The 15,245-nt window shown below is 44.7% G+C and carries 18 protein-coding genes; 3 read left to right on the forward strand and 15 right to left on the reverse strand.

Annotated elements, in window-relative coordinates; all coding sequences use genetic code 11:
- Positions 1–162 precede the first annotated feature (162 nt).
- The gene (locus tag C0638_RS24310; protein WP_013370468.1) at positions 163–1,383 is read left to right on the forward strand and encodes an MFS transporter; all 1,221 of its coding nucleotides are present in this window, start codon (positions 163–165) and stop codon (positions 1,381–1,383) included.
- Between the two features lie 104 nt (positions 1,384–1,487).
- Here C0638_RS24310 and C0638_RS24315 read toward each other — a convergent pair whose 3' ends face one another.
- Positions 1,488–2,132: an O-methyltransferase gene (locus tag C0638_RS24315; protein ID WP_082689639.1), complete on the reverse strand. Its 645-nt coding sequence runs from the start codon at positions 2,130–2,132 to the stop codon at positions 1,488–1,490.
- Positions 2,133–2,288: 156 nt separating this feature from the next.
- On the opposite strand from C0638_RS24315, the gene C0638_RS24320 reads away from it, so the two are divergent.
- Together C0638_RS24320 and C0638_RS24325 are read left to right on the forward strand one after the other, a co-directional pair.
- Complete coding sequence (locus C0638_RS24320) at positions 2,289–3,449, forward strand: THUMP domain-containing class I SAM-dependent RNA methyltransferase (RefSeq protein ID WP_040101671.1); 1,161 nt, start codon at positions 2,289–2,291, stop codon at positions 3,447–3,449.
- Between the two features lie 187 nt (positions 3,450–3,636).
- Entirely contained in the window at positions 3,637–5,619 is a 1,983-nt protein-coding gene (locus C0638_RS24325) for an LTA synthase family protein (RefSeq protein ID WP_058711183.1), read from the forward strand.
- 126 nt (positions 5,620–5,745) lie between these two features.
- On the opposite strand, the gene C0638_RS24330 is transcribed toward C0638_RS24325, so the two are convergent.
- From C0638_RS24330 to C0638_RS24395, 14 genes are all read right to left on the reverse strand, one after another.
- A complete protein-coding gene (locus tag C0638_RS24330; RefSeq protein ID WP_013370464.1) occupies positions 5,746–6,015 on the reverse strand; it encodes a hypothetical protein in 270 nt (89 codons plus the stop codon).
- A 93-nt stretch (positions 6,016–6,108) separates the two neighbouring features.
- A complete protein-coding gene (locus C0638_RS24335; RefSeq protein ID WP_013370463.1) occupies positions 6,109–6,330 on the reverse strand; it encodes a YuzB family protein in 222 nt (73 codons plus the stop codon).
- A gap of 23 nt (positions 6,331–6,353) precedes the next feature.
- A complete protein-coding gene (locus C0638_RS24340) occupies positions 6,354–6,656 on the reverse strand; it encodes an iron-sulfur cluster assembly accessory protein (protein ID WP_013370462.1) in 303 nt (100 codons plus the stop codon).
- Positions 6,657–6,863: 207 nt separating this feature from the next.
- Positions 6,864–7,130, reverse strand: a complete 267-nt coding sequence (locus C0638_RS24345) for a hypothetical protein (RefSeq protein WP_058711182.1) — start codon at positions 7,128–7,130, stop codon at positions 6,864–6,866.
- 136 nt (positions 7,131–7,266) lie between these two features.
- Positions 7,267–8,487: a M14 family metallopeptidase gene (locus C0638_RS24350; RefSeq protein WP_058711181.1), complete on the reverse strand. Its 1,221-nt coding sequence runs from the start codon at positions 8,485–8,487 to the stop codon at positions 7,267–7,269.
- Between the two features lie 119 nt (positions 8,488–8,606).
- On the reverse strand, positions 8,607–9,416 hold the full coding sequence (gene racE / locus C0638_RS24355) for a glutamate racemase (protein ID WP_013370458.1): 810 nt from the start codon (positions 9,414–9,416) through the stop codon (positions 8,607–8,609).
- Between the two features lie 209 nt (positions 9,417–9,625).
- Positions 9,626–9,949 (reverse strand): YtxH domain-containing protein, encoded by a 324-nt coding sequence (locus C0638_RS24360; RefSeq protein ID WP_058711180.1) that lies wholly within the window; start codon positions 9,947–9,949, stop codon positions 9,626–9,628.
- A 96-nt stretch (positions 9,950–10,045) separates the two neighbouring features.
- Positions 10,046–10,693, reverse strand: a complete 648-nt coding sequence (locus tag C0638_RS24365) for a helix-turn-helix transcriptional regulator (RefSeq protein WP_016819697.1) — start codon at positions 10,691–10,693, stop codon at positions 10,046–10,048.
- 8 nt (positions 10,694–10,701) lie between these two features.
- Positions 10,702–11,142: a DUF86 domain-containing protein gene (locus C0638_RS24370; protein WP_013370455.1), complete on the reverse strand. Its 441-nt coding sequence runs from the start codon at positions 11,140–11,142 to the stop codon at positions 10,702–10,704.
- 24 nt (positions 11,143–11,166) lie between these two features.
- Positions 11,167–11,454 (reverse strand): Dabb family protein, encoded by a 288-nt coding sequence (locus C0638_RS24375; RefSeq protein WP_013309679.1) that lies wholly within the window; start codon positions 11,452–11,454, stop codon positions 11,167–11,169.
- Between the two features lie 81 nt (positions 11,455–11,535).
- The gene (locus C0638_RS24380; protein ID WP_013370454.1) at positions 11,536–11,961 is read right to left on the reverse strand and encodes a phage holin family protein; all 426 of its coding nucleotides are present in this window, start codon (positions 11,959–11,961) and stop codon (positions 11,536–11,538) included.
- A 329-nt stretch (positions 11,962–12,290) separates the two neighbouring features.
- Positions 12,291–13,427: a polysaccharide deacetylase family protein gene (locus C0638_RS24385; protein WP_058711179.1), complete on the reverse strand. Its 1,137-nt coding sequence runs from the start codon at positions 13,425–13,427 to the stop codon at positions 12,291–12,293.
- Between the two features lie 463 nt (positions 13,428–13,890).
- Positions 13,891–14,409 (reverse strand): hypothetical protein, encoded by a 519-nt coding sequence (locus C0638_RS24390; protein WP_102163819.1) that lies wholly within the window; start codon positions 14,407–14,409, stop codon positions 13,891–13,893.
- A gap of 318 nt (positions 14,410–14,727) precedes the next feature.
- Positions 14,728–15,039 carry a hypothetical protein gene (locus C0638_RS24395; protein ID WP_058712177.1) on the reverse strand — a complete coding sequence of 104 codons (312 nt, stop codon included), beginning with the start codon at positions 15,037–15,039 and terminating at the stop codon, positions 14,728–14,730.
- Between the last annotated feature and the right edge of the window lie 206 nt (positions 15,040–15,245).

The raw sequence follows: 15,245 nt of genomic DNA on the forward strand, positions 1-15,245 counted from the left end.
CGCCGCTCTCAAACAAACCATGACAAACCCATGACATTTGGATAAAGTTTCAATGAAGTGTGCTATACTAGAGAAATGGCTTTTTTAAAGCTCCGGGAAAGTTATACATGAATAAGTACCTTTACAACAGGATGAGAATGGCAGAAAGGAAGTGAAAGCACATTGAAAACGTGGGAGACGTGGAAAATCAATCTCATTGTGCTTTGGTTCGGTCAGTTTCTGGTCAATGCGGGAATTACAATGATTACTCCGTTCCTTGCCCTATATTTGGCTCAAGACCTCCATGTGAAGGGCGAGCACGATATAGGACTGTGGGCAGGAGTTATTTTTGCAGCTAACTTTTTGACCTCGTTTATATTTCAGCCATTATGGGGTAAGCTGGCCGACCGATATGGACGTAAAGTCATGCTGCTTCGCTCAGGCTTCGGCATGGCCCTGGTCATCGGATGTATGGGTTTGGTCACCCACCCATGGCAGCTGCTAGCGCTTCGCCTGCTAAACGGTACAATTTCGGGTTTCAACCCGGCTTCTATTTCCCTAGTGTCGGGTACCACTCCCAAAGAGCGAACCGGCTTTGCTATGGGAATTATGCAGTCCGGTCAAATGGCTGGCACAATTCTCGGCCCTTTGCTAGGCGGATTTTTGGCTGACTGGGTCGGGTTCAGACCGATCTTTTACATTACAGGAGCTCTTATTTTCCTAGCCTCTCTAATGGCAATGTTTTTGGTTAAAGAAAATTTCAGCAAAGCGGAGGCCGCGCGAATTCCACAAATTTCGGTTCTTGCCGGATTAAAGGAGCTAAGCCATACGCCCCAGCTTCCGGCTTTGTTCACCGTGACATTCTTACTCCAGTTTGCCATGATCAGTACAGTTTCTCTGCTACCTTTGTATGTGCAAAAGCTATATGGCTCGGCAGAAGGAATTGCACTGGTTGCCGGATTCGTTACCGCTATTACAGGCGTATCGAATATGGTAGCCGCACCGCTCCTTGGACGATTAAGTGACAAAATAGGAGCACACAAGATCTTGACCATTGCACTACTCGGAACGGCGATTATGCTCATTCCGCAAGCTTTTGTCAATGAAGTATGGCAGCTTGTCATTATCCGTTTTTTCATGGGTGTGTTTATGGGCGGTCTGCTACCAAGCGTAAATGCGCTGATTCGCACCTATACACCGGAAGGAATGGAAAGCCGCTCTTTCGGTTTCAATACCAGTTCGCTGGCGCTCGGGAATATGCTGGGTGCGGTCATTGGCGGAGTGCTTTCCGGATTTATCGGCATCGAAGGACTGTTCATCATGTCTGGTGTGCTGCTGATTGTCAATATAATCTGGGTACGTATGAAGCTTTTTGATCGTAAGGCTACGCCCCATTTCAGGTAAGACAACCTTCGGGTAGGACAGCCTGTCTTAACAGACAAGAACCTCCGCTCCACGCTGTGGATAAGGAGGTTCTTTTTGGTATAGCTACATTCAAGGGACGCCCGTTACTTCACTCGTGCCAACGCCAAACCATCATAAGCCGGCAAAAGCGTACTGACTAGCCGTGGATCCGTTGCTATCGTTTCGTTAAAACGTCTCACGGCCTGTACGGCAGGTCCGTTCTTGTCGGTGTTCAGTGTGCGTCCCCGAAGAAAACAGTTATCTCCGGCAATTATAGCGCCTGGATTGGCCAGTGCAATCGCATACTCCAGATACACTGGGTAATTTTCCTTATCCGCATCAATGAAAAAAAAGTCAAAAGTCTTTCCTTCTTCCTGAAGCTTCTTCAGGCTGTCCGCTGCGGGTCCAATACGATACTCGACACGATCACCGTAGCCATTGTTTTTCATATGTTGATGAGCCAGCGCAGCGTACGCTTCTTTCAGCTCCAGGGACACGATGCGACCTTTCTCTCCCAGCCCACGGGCCAGGCATAATCCACTGTATCCTCCTAATGCTCCGATCTCCAGTACCTGCTGTGCACCAGAGACTTCAATGAGAAAGGTCAACAGCTTTCCATAGGGATGAGCAACCGATACCTCCGGCATCCCTTCTTTAACAATAGCCTCCCTAATACTGCGCAGCGCTTCATCCTCCTGTACCAGCTGGTCTACATATTGTTCAGGTGTCATATTGGGTGTGATTTCCACGTTTCATCTCTCCTTCTTGCTTTATCATAACGCAGGTTGGACACGGTGTCCTTCGTAAATTATTTGCCTTAACGATTTGTCTCTTCGAGTACAATGACCTATACTATAGGGATTGAACCAAGCTTACATGATTATGAGACGGAGTGAATACGTTTAATGACTCAACTGCAACTAATTGCAACTGCGCCGATGGGACTGGAAGCCGTTGTGGCCCGAGAACTCAGAGAACTGGGGTACACGGATCTGACCGTCGAGAATGGCCGCGTCGTTTTTTCCGGAGATTATAAGGATATATGCCGATGCAACCTGTGGCTTCGCACATCTGACCGCGTTCTTATTAAAATGGGCGAATTTGCTGCAACTACCTTCGACGAGCTGTTTGAGGGTACCAAAGCATTGCCTTGGCAGGATTGGATTCCTGTAGATGGTGAATTTCCCGTAGAGGGACGTTCACACAAATCACAGCTTAGTAGCGTACCAGCCAGTCAAGGAATCGTCAAGAAGGCGATTGTAGAAAAGCTCAAGGAAACCTACCATACAGACTGGTTTGCTGAAGATGGTCCTCGTTACGTCATTGAGGTCATCCTATTGAATGACCGTGCGCTGATAACGCTGGACACAACTGGTCCAGGACTGCACAAACGAGGCTACCGCAAGCTTGTTACAGAGGCGCCTCTCAAAGAAACAATGGCTTCCGCTCTTATTCAGCTTAGTCGGTGGAGCCCGGATCGACCATTCTATGACCCATGTTGCGGTTCCGGTACTTTATTGGTCGAAGCTGCTATGCAAGCCTGGAACATTGCTCCAGGCCTGAGACGTACCTTTAACTCGGAAGACTGGCCTGTCATTGGCAAAGAATTATGGAATCAGGCTCGCGACGAGGCGATGGATCTGACTCGTGATGACATTCCTTTTGAGATTGCAGGTAGCGATATCGACCCTAGCGCTATACAAGTTGCTGAAGCAGCTGTAAAGGCAGCAGGCTTTGCTAAAGACATCTCACTAAAGGTGCTGCCTGCCAGCAAGGTTAGACTTGAGGGCCAGTATGGTGTTATGATTACAAATCCACCTTACGGCGAAAGACTGAGCGAGCAAGCCGAGGTGGAAAAGCTGATCCGTACACTTGCACGCACGGCAGCCGAAATGAAGACTTGGTCCTTCTTTGCCATCAGCTCCACCAAGCAATTTGAGCATTATTGGGGCCGCAAAGCCGATAAGCGCCGTAAGCTGTTTAACGGCCGAATTGAATGCCAATACTATCAGTATCTGGGTCCTCTGCCTCCGCGCCGCAAAGATACTTCACCGTTGCAGTCCTAAATGTTCGAGCTATAGGCCAGGAAACGAACCCTTTGTTCGTTGTCCTGGCCTCATTTGTGCTGTATTTTCTTTACTTAATCATTGAAATGCGCAGGATGAGCGCTATAATAATTAAAGGCATTTCGGTTTTAACATTACGTTAATGTGTAGTTTATACTAGCCGAACATTTCTGCCGGAGGGGGTAAAGTGTTGGTTATTCGCACGACCAGTGCAAGACGCACTGGTAACATGTTCAGCAGACTGCTGCTGTCTCAATATTTCGGTTTAGTTCTGTTTTTTTTACTTATGATTGGCAAGCTTGTACTGATTCACTATAACCTGCATGCCCAAAATATTGACATGAATCCGCTGGATTATGTCATTGCTATTGGTTCCCTGTTGCTTGTAAGCTTTTGGACCTTGTGGCTGCCACGTCGCGGACGTTTGATTGCTCTTGTGGTGCTCGATATATTGCTCACCGCGCTCATTTATTCCGACATGGTTTATTATCGGTATTTCCAGGATTTCATTACGATTCCCGTTTTGCTTCAAGCTGGACAAGTTGATTCTCTGGGTGGAAGTATCGCATCTCTTATGTACTGGTGGGATATTTTCTTTTTTGCAGACTGGATTTTATTCATTCCGTATGTCATATTCGTAGCTTCCTTACGGCGTCGGTTTACAACGAATGATCATTACTTAGAAGCATCACGAAGCTCTTTCACTAAAAGATTTCTGCTTCGCTTCTCCAAGGGGGCATTGGCTTTCCTGATTGGCTATGTTTTGACATTTGGACCGATCAAAATATATACCTCCACTTGGGCAACCGGCATATTTGTCGGCAACTGGTGGTCAATGGCCTTGTACAACGTAACCGGATTGATCGGATTTCATGGATATGATATCTACCGCTACGGTCAGGATCATCTTGGGCCCCAGCCTACATTGGCTCAGGTGGAATCTGATAAGGATAAGGAATGGTTCAATCAACACCAGAATTTACTTCAGGTAAAAAATGACCTATACGGCAAGTATAAGGGAAAAAATGTGATGGTCATCCAAGCTGAAGCGTTCATGAACTTTTTTATCGGCAAACAGATCAACGGTCAAGCAATTACGCCTAACTTTGACAAACTGACGAAGGAAAGCATGTATTTTAATAATTATTTCCATCAAACTGCGCAGGGTCGTACTTCGGACGCGGACTTCTCTACCCACGCTTCGCTGCATCCGCTCCCTACGGGTTCTGTATTTATCCGTTATGCGGACCATAAATTCGATACGTTGCCTTCCATCTTGAAGGATACAGGTTATAGTCCTAATGCGTTTCACGTGTACGACAGCAGCTTCTGGAACCGTTACACGATGTATAAGGCGATGAACTACGACAAGTTCTACAGTAAAAAGGATTTTAAAATAGATGAGCCTCTGGGCTGGTCCCTGGGAGACAAATCCTTTTTTAGACAAACGCTCAACGATCTCACAACCGAAGTTAAGCAACCGTTCTACGCCTATATGGTCGGTATTTCGAGCCATCATCCGTACAACCTGTCACCTGACGCTGTAGATTTGGATGTTGGCGAGTTTGAAGGTACGATGTTCGGAGACTACCTAAAATCCGTCCATTATGTGGATGAGGCTTTGGGTGAATTGGTAGATCAGATGAAAAAAGACGGATTGTGGGATAATACGATCCTGATGTTCTACGGGGATCACGACAATTCCATTAAAGACAAAGCACTGTATGAAAAGTTTTTAGGCAAGCCTCTTACAGATCTGGACATGCAGAAAATCATGAATCAGGTGCCATTACTTGTGCATCTTCCTGACGGAAGCCAGGCAGGCACGTATACAGAACCGGCAGGACAGCTGGATCTGACGCCTTCCGTAATGCATCTACTTGGGATTTCTACAAAACCATATCATTTTATGGGTAACGATCTGTTTAGTGGAAAACCTCGTATGGTTGTGCTGCGTACTGGCGCTTTCACGGATGGACGAGTGTACTACATTCCATCTGAGGACGGTACATTCTCCAAGGGAACCTGTTACAATCTGAGTACAGGTCAACCTACAGATGTGAATGCCTGCGGACCAGGCTATACTGAGGCTCTCAATCGATTAAAGATATCCGATCAGGTCATCACATACGATCTTATTCGCGAATGGGAGACTGAAGCAAAGAAGTAACAAGGATATCGATTGCATAACTACCTGATATATAACAAAAATCCCGATCCATCGCTTGTTAGGGCTGTGGATCGGGATTTTTGTGTTGACAGTCATTTGACTGCGCTTGTTACCATTAACAAATACTCAGGAACGCAACGTTTTTTTAGCCTGATCAAGACGCTGTACCTCTTCACCAAGCATTTCCTCAGCAACTTCTACTGCATCGTCACCAAGGCTATCCTTTGCCTGCTGTATAGCATGCTCCGCATGAGTGCGAGATTGCTCCGCTTGCTCAATCAGCTGTTCAGCCGGATGTGACAATGCCTGAGACACGGCATTGTGGAGCTTGTCCACCGAGTTTTGTGTTTGAGCTTCGACACTGTGATTGTCGAGATTGGAATCATATTGGGCCATGAGTTACTCCTCCTTCTGGGCATGGTCTACATTCATTAGCATGGATCAGAAGGAGGGGAACTATTCAAAAGGTGCCAACGATGCGCACTCGAACTATTTTATAAAGCGTGCAGCCTTCTCTAATACTTCATCCTCTGTGGCCGCACTCACATAACGTCCGTTCACATACACAAACGCCCGTTTTCCACAAGGACCGCAATACGATTTGCAACCGATTTTGATCTCCGCATCGGGTGCCATCTTTTTCAACTTAGGCAAGATCGTTTTTAAGCGGATATGATTGCACTCATCACATACGCGAATATCATTAGCCATCTGTCATCCCTCCGAGCTCCGGCTTAGTGGTCGCCGTGATTACCTTGGGAAGGGTTAGTAATAACAAATCCTTCTTCGGGGAAGTACAAGTAATCAATTTTTACACCATCCAGCAACGGCTGACCGCTTTCCAAAATTACATCGATGCCTTTATCTGTAGATACAACAGTATCTGTTTCCTTAGGCGTGTCCAAATCGAGCCCGTAATGAGCATGATCTCCATGAGCATGAGTAATAACAACACGCAGGCTCTTCCCTTGGTTCTCTTCCTTATCCAGTTCAAGCTTCAATACTTTAGCTGCATTACGAGTAATTTTGCAGTTCATTAAACTTCATCTCCTTCATATTCATTAAATGAAATGTGGTTCAATGGATACATAAACCACACCACACAACCTAGCGGATAAAATCAACAATTCCAATAATTAGCCCTCTCCTTGATAAAAAGAAGTTGTGCAGCATAGCACAAGGCAATATTCCTATTGTAAAGAAAATCGCAAAAAATCGCAATCACGAAAATCATAAGCTTACATCTAACGGACACGTACGTGCTGTTTTTCAAGCATATCGGGATATTTTCGTTCAGCACGGGTGACGAACCAATTCATAAGCAATAACGTCACACCAATATCGTCGATGGGCATAAATGGCATGACATCAGGTAGTATCCAATAGAGCAATACAGGCACCGCAAAAAGTAATTTTTCACCCAATGGAATCCTCGAAGAGGTAATCAATCGGGGGATACGACGAAATACATGTGACCACTGACGGAGAGATAGTAGTCTTTTCCACTTCATAGGTTGTTCACTCCATTTCCAATGCTCCTAAGTATATATACCCTATTGAAGGGACATGTAAAGAGGAACACTTGTAAAAAACGTGCTCCTCCTAATACGCGCAAATGAATCAATACGTTTCAGCAGGTCCGATCTGTTACCATGACAGCACCGTCGCCATTAACATGCCTACTTCTGCTGCAATATCATCATAATCCCGCATAGGCAGCGGATTTACGCCTAGACCGACTTCAACGGTAAATCCCGGTTTACCAAACCGTTGTATAAACCAATCCTTATACCCGGCATCGCTTCCCCCCAGCTTTACCGCCCGATACCCTGTTGCAGCAGCCAGCTGTAATGCCCAATCTCGGCTCTCCTTAGGCTCCAGATCCCGGTAATTCCAATAGATTTCCTGTCCTTGGCTGTGTATGGATAATACCATGTCGAACTGTTCGCGCTCCGTTAAATCCGCAAGGGCCTTGGACTCTGGCTCAGACAAAGGTGCAGGTCCTGCGTAATCTCGTCGAGACGGACCTGTTTTACCGCGTCTGCGCACCTCTTCCTCCCAATACGCCGGAAACTGATCGTTGAGGTCGACACCGCGAATATTGGCCTTCCAGCCGCGGTAATCAGCACGTCCTTCATTCCACTTTCTGAGTTCATGATACAGCGGATGAGTTGGGAGTATACCCTGTTGCACCAGTTCTACTCCATCCGGATTGACCATCGGTACCACCCATAAGGATGTATGTTCCATTAATTTCATCGGCGAGCCCGCATACACCCATTGAGAATTCCCAGCAAGTTCTCCAGACCCATTAATCCCTTGTGCATATTGTTCTATAAAACGCAGCAAACAAGGCGTCGTCAGCCATTCGTTAGCATGTACAGAAGCGTTGGCATGAATTTTCCTCGTTCCCTGCCCAATCCGTATATAAGGGATATCCTTCCCCATGACACTGGTGCCAATGCTGCCAACTTCAATAAACGGATATTTGTGGGCCAATGCCTCCAGGTCTTCCTTTAAATCTTCATAACTGTACTCTCCACGTAACCGTACAATCTGATCCTGATAGTCATCAGGAATGATAATTATCTTTCCTTCCACAAAATCATGCTCCGCAAGCCTCGAATTAGCAAGCCGCAGCTCATCAAGCTCTACACCGAACTGTTTGGCAATCTGCCTTGCATTCTCCCCAGGCTGAATAACGTATTTACGATCCGTAGACGGACGAATATATAGCAATTGACCACAAATCAGATAGGGTTGCGTGGCGGCCCACGGATTATCTGCGATCAAAGTATCCGCCGATAGTTTAAAAGCCGAGGCGACCCGGTGCAATGTATCTCCTTTTTGAACGATATATTCCCTCATCTTACTACGCCCCTTCCATCTGCCTTACTGCATGTTATGCAGACGCTGCGTGTCTTGATGTAGCGAAAAGCAAAACAACCAACTCCTTTTGTCCAATGACAAAAAAGTTGGTTGTCTCGTTAATCCAGATGAGTGACTTGCCAGACAACAGGCGTTTGCCGAATCTGCTCCCCAAGCCACTGTGCGGCAATGCGCTGGAACAACTCTGGATCGCCGGAACAAAAAAGCTGATGCACCGGCGTTTCGTCCCCGGCCTCTAACTTGCCCTTGTTATACAAAATGGTACTCGTCTCTCGTGCAGTTTCATCTGCCGAGCTAATAAGCTTCACCGCAGGACCCATGACTTCCTGAATCGTTTCCCTCAAAAAAGGATAATGCGTACACCCAAGAATCAGACAATCAATCGGATACGTTTGAATAGGCCTCAATGATTCCTCCACAACCTGCGATGTCGTCTTGGAGCGGAACAACCCTTGTTCCACCAAAGGCACAAGTGCAGGGCACGCATGACTCACCACGTCTACATAGGGAGACAACTGCTTGAGCGCAGTTGTATATGCTCCGCTTCGAATCGTACCGACAGTTCCGATCACCCCGACATACCCGGTAGCGGTCGCACTGATCGCAGCACGAGCCCCAGGGTGGATAACTCCGATCACCGGAATGGATACCTTTTGGCTTATATACTCCAATGCCGCAGCCGTTGCTGTGTTACAAGCAATAATAATGACTTTCGGATTAAACTGAATCAGAAAATCAACCATTTGCTCTGTAAATTTTTTAACCTCTTCCGATGGTCGGGGACCATACGGGGTGCGCGCAGTGTCTCCAAAATAAATAATTTTTTCCCGCGGAAGCTGACGCATGACTTCTTTAACAACCGTCAAACCTCCTACACCGGAATCCAATATTGCAATCGCTTGCTGCACGTACACACCGCTTCCTTTTTTGTTTAAATATGAGTTGTTTCATCTCGGAAATCTTTCTGCTGCTACATAACTTATGTCGTATTAGCGTAAAAGGTACCCCAAAAGATTACCCTAAAACGAGGAAGCGATCAACAAAAAGGCTTCACCCCAACGGGAGAAGCCACAAACTCAAGCTATAGCCAGTTGTTTCACCTACGATATACAGACAGTTACAAAGCATCTTCTTCCGTATTCTCTTGAACAGGCACGGATGAAATGCCAACCTTTGAAGCAATATCACTCTTTTTACGCCATTGACCTAATTCATGAATGACGGCTGAAGCTGTCTCCTTAATTTTGTCAGTATACTCGATGGAAGTATCTGAAATTTTCCCCGCAAGCTCGTGTCCCTTATCACTCACGTGACGTGCCTGGTCTGTAATATCCTGACGCAGCTCGCGACCTGACTTAGGAGCAAATAACAACGCAGCAACCGAACCAGCAATGCTGCCTACCAACGCGCCACGGATAAAGCTTTTGCAGTTCTCTTTCATATTCATCTCTCCCTTATGCCCGGGCGAATGCCCATCTGTTAATGCATTATAAGCATGGAGAGCCTGTCATGATACAGAGAACAAGCCAGAAAATTTCTACTTATTTTTGGAGCGGATACGATACAAGCAGCAACGACCTCCATCCGCCAAACAATCCTCACGGACAACCTCGGCATCAAGCAGCTCCTCAAACATTTGCTGTTCGCATTCACAAGCCTTGCGGTAACGATTGGCGATCTGAGAGATCGGACAATTGTATTCCATAATAGAGTAACTGCCATCCTCTTCCTCACGCCACTCTGCCATATAGCCTGAAGCGTTCTGGATGCCCGAAAGCTTTTCCACACGTGAAGCTAGTGTAGACTCACTCTCTATGTGAGGGGCGTAGCGCTTCATCATTTTACGTTTTCTACCATCAAATAACGAGTGTACAGCTTCCATTCCCTGCTCTTCATCCAGCTCCTCTAACAGTTCCAATAACAGGTGATCATAATTACGAGGAAACTGCTCGCTTCCCTGATCGCTCAGGCTGTACAAAAACGTTGGGCGTCCCATCGCCTGTCTCAGGATCGTAGCCACAATCAGGCCATCCTGCTCCATTAATTTGAGATGCCTGCGCACCCCCATTTCGGTAATGCCCAATTGAGCTGCCAAGCTTCCGACGCCCACAGGTCCCTGGGTTTTCAACAGTGTCAAGATCATGCGCCTAGTGGGCATTTCGGGTACGATATACTTATCCGTCACTTTTGCCTTTACACTCCCTCGGGCTGAGGACCCAATTCCTTATTTAAATAATCGTGCACGTTAGATACAAAAAGCTCCAGCAACCCAGGCAGCTTAGGTGTAAGTGGGTGAAGGCTTGTCCTGTCCCAATGGAAATACTCCTGTACTAAGGGTTTACGTAAGGCTACCAGCTCTAATAGTGAATGAAATACGGTATCATCCAATACACCTTCCTCATGAATGATACCGATAATGTCCTCATAGCTACTGGCGTCACGCATAATAAAACCGTCGATGATATAGCTTCCTACGTCCGTTACCGTCTCAATGGCCAGATGAAGGCAGCGCTCCTGCACTAGCCCCTGCAACAGATCGCCGTTCCAGGCGGCGGATGTCTGGCGAAGTCCGGCGACAATGTCGGGAACAGCCCCTAGTCGAAGCTCAATTTGTTCCCGGTTGACATAATACAAAGTTCTGCACCTCCAGTAACCGCTTTAGATTTCATAATCAACTGCGATAGATACATCCTTCACTTCATTCATGTGTACAATAATTTCCTGATGCACAGGGTGTACCTGATACGTTTGCAAGTCTTCCAGTGTTTCGACCACAGCGGTAAGAGAAATATCATAAGAACGTTCCGAACGAATCACATCCGTACCTACTTCTAGCGACAGCAGCTCTTTGATCTTGCCATTCATGCTGCGCAATATAGATGCCGTATGTTCTATGCTTTCAGGAGAGCGATCTTTCAATTTGAACAAAACAATATGTTTAATCATGCGTATAGGCTCCTTATCTTAAAAATGTTCTCTTGAAAATTTTATCATAACGCCCCACATACGGAAAGAAACTTTGTGATCTTAACGATCTTTTCCACCATTTTTACCATCAGACTCCTTGTCCTTTAATAGGGCAAAAAAATTCTTAAGCTTCGGTGGAAGCGGCAGACCCATTCGTGAACAGTTTTCCGTAATTGAGATCAATTCGTTGGATAAATAGAAATACGTTGCCGCCCCTTTCATGATTTCCGTACCCATCAGGAGATCCACATGATGCGCCAAAGAAATCACCATGAGCATTAAAGCCTTTCTCGCCAACCCCCAAAAGCCGGCTTTACTGCTTAACCCTTGCCCAGTCTTCACGGCGGCGGCGACTCCAGTTACATAATCAACAGCCATGGCAACCGTGAATAGCACCATAAGCTGATTCCAGCCGCCAAAGGCAAACGTAATAATCGCTCCTGCGGTGGCACAAATCATACTAAACATACTCGGATTAATATTCATACCTGCTCCTCCTCTCGGGGCGGTTATTGTAATATATGCAGCGACGTGGTCACCCGTAAAGTCATATGACCTGTACGTAGATATGAATTCATAGATTCATATAAAACGAGCTGTGAATTTCACCATTTTCGAGCAAATAATAAAAGCACCCTCAAAGCCCCATAAAGGAGCGATAAAGATGCCTTACTTATTTTTAGGGCAATATAATAATTGTCTATCTATTTTATCCATGACATTTGGTTTTTGCTTATCATTTATATAAAAAACAGGCTACCCTCTATCAAAAAAATCGAAGTAGGGTAGCCTGCTTTCCTTTCAAGTTTATTCTATTAACGGTGATCATTCCAAAAATTAAGCGGAGTCAGCTTATCATTCAACGGCTCGAACGAATATCCTTCTTTCTGCAAGGCCGCCATAATTTGTGGAAGCACCTTGATCGTAGATGGCTTATCATGCATAAGAACGACTGGTGTTCTGCCTTGCTTTTTCAGTCTCTTAATATCACTGAGGACCGTCTGTACAAAATGCTGTGGATTTTTAGTATAACGCCAATCATTCGAATCTATGTTCCAGTCCCAAATATGATAGCCTGCACCCGTCAGTTGATCACGGTATGCTTTCTTCAAATATGGTTTGCTGCCATAAGGTGTACGAATCAAAGAAGTGCGTTTCCCTGTGGCCTTAAATAAAATATCGTTATCCTGATTCATCTCTGCCAATGCTGCTGCCGGGGATGCATAGATCTTTTTCACCTGATGTGTCATCCCATGTAGGCCCAAACCATGCCCTGCGTCTACCATTCTCTTCATCACTGCGCTATGTTGGCGAATTTCAGGCCCCAGCATGAAGAACGTAGCTTTGGCATTATATTTGTCCAAAATATCCAGCAGCTGCGACGTATGCGCTGTAGGACCATCATCGAAGCTCAAATAAATGGTTCGGCTGGAAGGCTTGGCATTTCCCGTATTGCCTGTATTGCTGGCTTTGTCTGGCTTGGCGGCTACGTACTGTTTAATTTCTGCTGCAAATGTATTCAAGAACTGAGAATCAGACAAACTAGCATTTGCATTCTGAATTCGATACACATTACTCGAAGGAATCGTAATAGTGAAGCCAAACGCATCGGTCAAAGTGCGAATCGGCACCATCGTACGTCCTCCACGCTCAAACACATCACCTTTGTTCAAATCCAGCGTAAAGCTGCGATTATGTCCAGTCAGCACCAATGTATTTCCATTGGCAGAAGTAGAAATGCCCATCTTTTGCCCTAATGTCACGATAGGAACATACAACTTATCATTTTCCATTACAGGCTTAATCGTATTCGAATCTAGCAAAACATCATTGACACCAAGTAAAGGAGCCTGCGCTTGTGCACTCGCTGTATTCGTATGTATACCCAGCAAACCCAAACAACAGATTACCATCAAGCATACAGCCATCCATTTTACTTTTAAAAGCTTCATTCATTACACCATCCTGTGCTGTATTTTATAATGTGCGGGAGCTATCTCTAGCTTGTCTATGAAGTTATACAGACATGACGATATAGACATGGCAATATAGACATTCACTCAACATAAAGAACATAAACGCATCTCAACCGACTGAACCGGACGTCTTTTGGCCCCCTATACATATTAATAGATTACCAGACTATAGTAGGTAAATATAGTAAAACAATTTGAAAACAATCTCGCAACCCCCCTGCCAGAGAAAGTTACAAAGTTGTGAATAAATCGACTGTGTTTAGAAGAATTCAAGGGGTAGTAGATTCTTTTGATGGAGCCTAGAGCCTACTGGAAGGAAATGAAGGTAAGGTGCTTGGAGATAGATACAGTGATATCTGTATTTACTTGGTTTGGTATTAGGGGGTGATATAAAAGAAAGCTTAGTGGATTGCCGCTTCCCAAGGTCTTTCCATATTGCCTATTCTATTAATGATACCTCAAACCTCTTTTTAACTTTATCCAGATAATTAGCAAGAAACAAATTCTTATTTGTAAATCCTAAAAAATATTCATAGTCATCCTCATCACTAGACGGATAATATTCCTGATGGAATAAAACATTGAAATGTTGTTTAAAATCTGAATCCTTTTTTAAGACAATACATCTAAATAAATGATCAATTTCAATTGCTTTAATAATATCTTCTTTTTGCATCACTGAAAACCACATTATTTTCGGCGGTGTCTGGTTCGGTTCATTCCAATGAGGTATAGATTCCTTCCATGGCAACACCCACTCAGAATTCACAAAAACACATCTCTCTGAGATAAAATTCTGTGTATTCACATCAAATAAATTCATGTTCCTTTCGTAAAAGGAAAATAATACAATTGAATCCTTTTCAATGAATAACCTTATCAAGTCAGCAATATTCTCCGTTGACATATTATGCTTAATCACACCATAAGGCCGTTTAAGATTTATTTCCAAATTCATCATCCTATTCATTTGAATTAATAGTGATCCGGTGTAGTTTAACCTGTCATAGGGTCAATATATTGAAATTATTGGAACATTTGGTCAGGATCATAGATTTATTATCAGTCAAGAAGTAATAATAAAAAAGATCATAACACGAAACTATCTGGTATAGTGTACAGGCGTATTAGAGAAAAATTAAACGGGAGTAAGGAGGAGTAATTTTGTTAGACTTAGCGCCCAATTCATTCGGCACTGGGCGGGGGTAAAAATAAAGACCTTGAGATGATGTACTCTCAAGGTCTTTCTCTTATCCAAACTTTTTGTTGAGTCCCATTACTTACCATTCATATTCATTAGCTTTCTCTTCTCATCTAACCATTCATCTTCTCTTCTCACCCATTCTTCAGGACTTAATTTTTCGTCCGTCCAAAACGTAGAAGAGTCCACAGCATTACCATCTTTATCGGTTGCAATAACCGATGTCCTACTTTTACCGAAAACCAAATTGGGACAAATTTGATGACCATCTTGGTTGTAAGTTAAACAGTGAACACCTATATTTCCCTTACAGCATTTTGAACCATGATTCTCTTCATTGTCTTTATAGAAACAACTTGCCTCTAGAACAATATGTTTCCATCCCATAAGACTCCTCCTTACACTCAAAAAGCAGCCTTTAATTCCCTAATGACGGCCTTGTAGTCGTGGTTGTTTATTCCAAGCCACTCATTTACACCGTTTTCTCGAATTATTCCATAAGCCCAAAAGAACCTTCGATCAGGGAGACACATACTTTCTACCACTTGGAGCACCATTTAGGTGCTCGAAATTCAGACTTGGATGCTCCGGAT

Source organism: Paenibacillus sp. lzh-N1, from assembly GCF_002872435.1.
GTDB classification, from domain to species: Bacteria; Bacillota; Bacilli; order Paenibacillales; family Paenibacillaceae; genus Paenibacillus; species Paenibacillus polymyxa_C.

What these genes read in the sequence shown, in the direction of transcription:
- C0638_RS24320 (WP_040101671.1), top strand. Translation starts at nt 2,289, where the DNA reads ATGACTCAACTGCAACTAATTGCAACTGCGCCGATGGGACTGGAAGCC.
- C0638_RS24330 (WP_013370464.1), bottom strand. Translation starts at nt 6,015, where the DNA reads ATGGCCCAATATGATTCCAATCTCGACAATCACAGTGTCGAAGCTCAA.
- C0638_RS24335 (WP_013370463.1), bottom strand. Translation starts at nt 6,330, where the DNA reads ATGGCTAATGATATTCGCGTATGTGATGAGTGCAATCATATCCGCTTA.
- C0638_RS24340 (WP_013370462.1), bottom strand. Translation starts at nt 6,656, where the DNA reads ATGAACTGCAAAATTACTCGTAATGCAGCTAAAGTATTGAAGCTTGAA.
- C0638_RS24345 (WP_058711182.1), bottom strand. Translation starts at nt 7,130, where the DNA reads ATGAAGTGGAAAAGACTACTATCTCTCCGTCAGTGGTCACATGTATTT.
- C0638_RS24350 (WP_058711181.1), bottom strand. Translation starts at nt 8,487, where the DNA reads ATGAGGGAATATATCGTTCAAAAAGGAGATACATTGCACCGGGTCGCC.
- C0638_RS24360 (WP_058711180.1), bottom strand. Translation starts at nt 9,949, where the DNA reads ATGAAAGAGAACTGCAAAAGCTTTATCCGTGGCGCGTTGGTAGGCAGC.
- C0638_RS24375 (WP_013309679.1), bottom strand. Translation starts at nt 11,454, where the DNA reads ATGATTAAACATATTGTTTTGTTCAAATTGAAAGATCGCTCTCCTGAA.
- C0638_RS24380 (WP_013370454.1), bottom strand. Translation starts at nt 11,961, where the DNA reads ATGAATATTAATCCGAGTATGTTTAGTATGATTTGTGCCACCGCAGGA.
- C0638_RS24385 (WP_058711179.1), bottom strand. Translation starts at nt 13,427, where the DNA reads ATGAAGCTTTTAAAAGTAAAATGGATGGCTGTATGCTTGATGGTAATC.
- C0638_RS24390 (WP_102163819.1), bottom strand. Translation starts at nt 14,409, where the DNA reads ATGAATTTGGAAATAAATCTTAAACGGCCTTATGGTGTGATTAAGCAT.
- C0638_RS24395 (WP_058712177.1), bottom strand. Translation starts at nt 15,039, where the DNA reads ATGGGATGGAAACATATTGTTCTAGAGGCAAGTTGTTTCTATAAAGAC.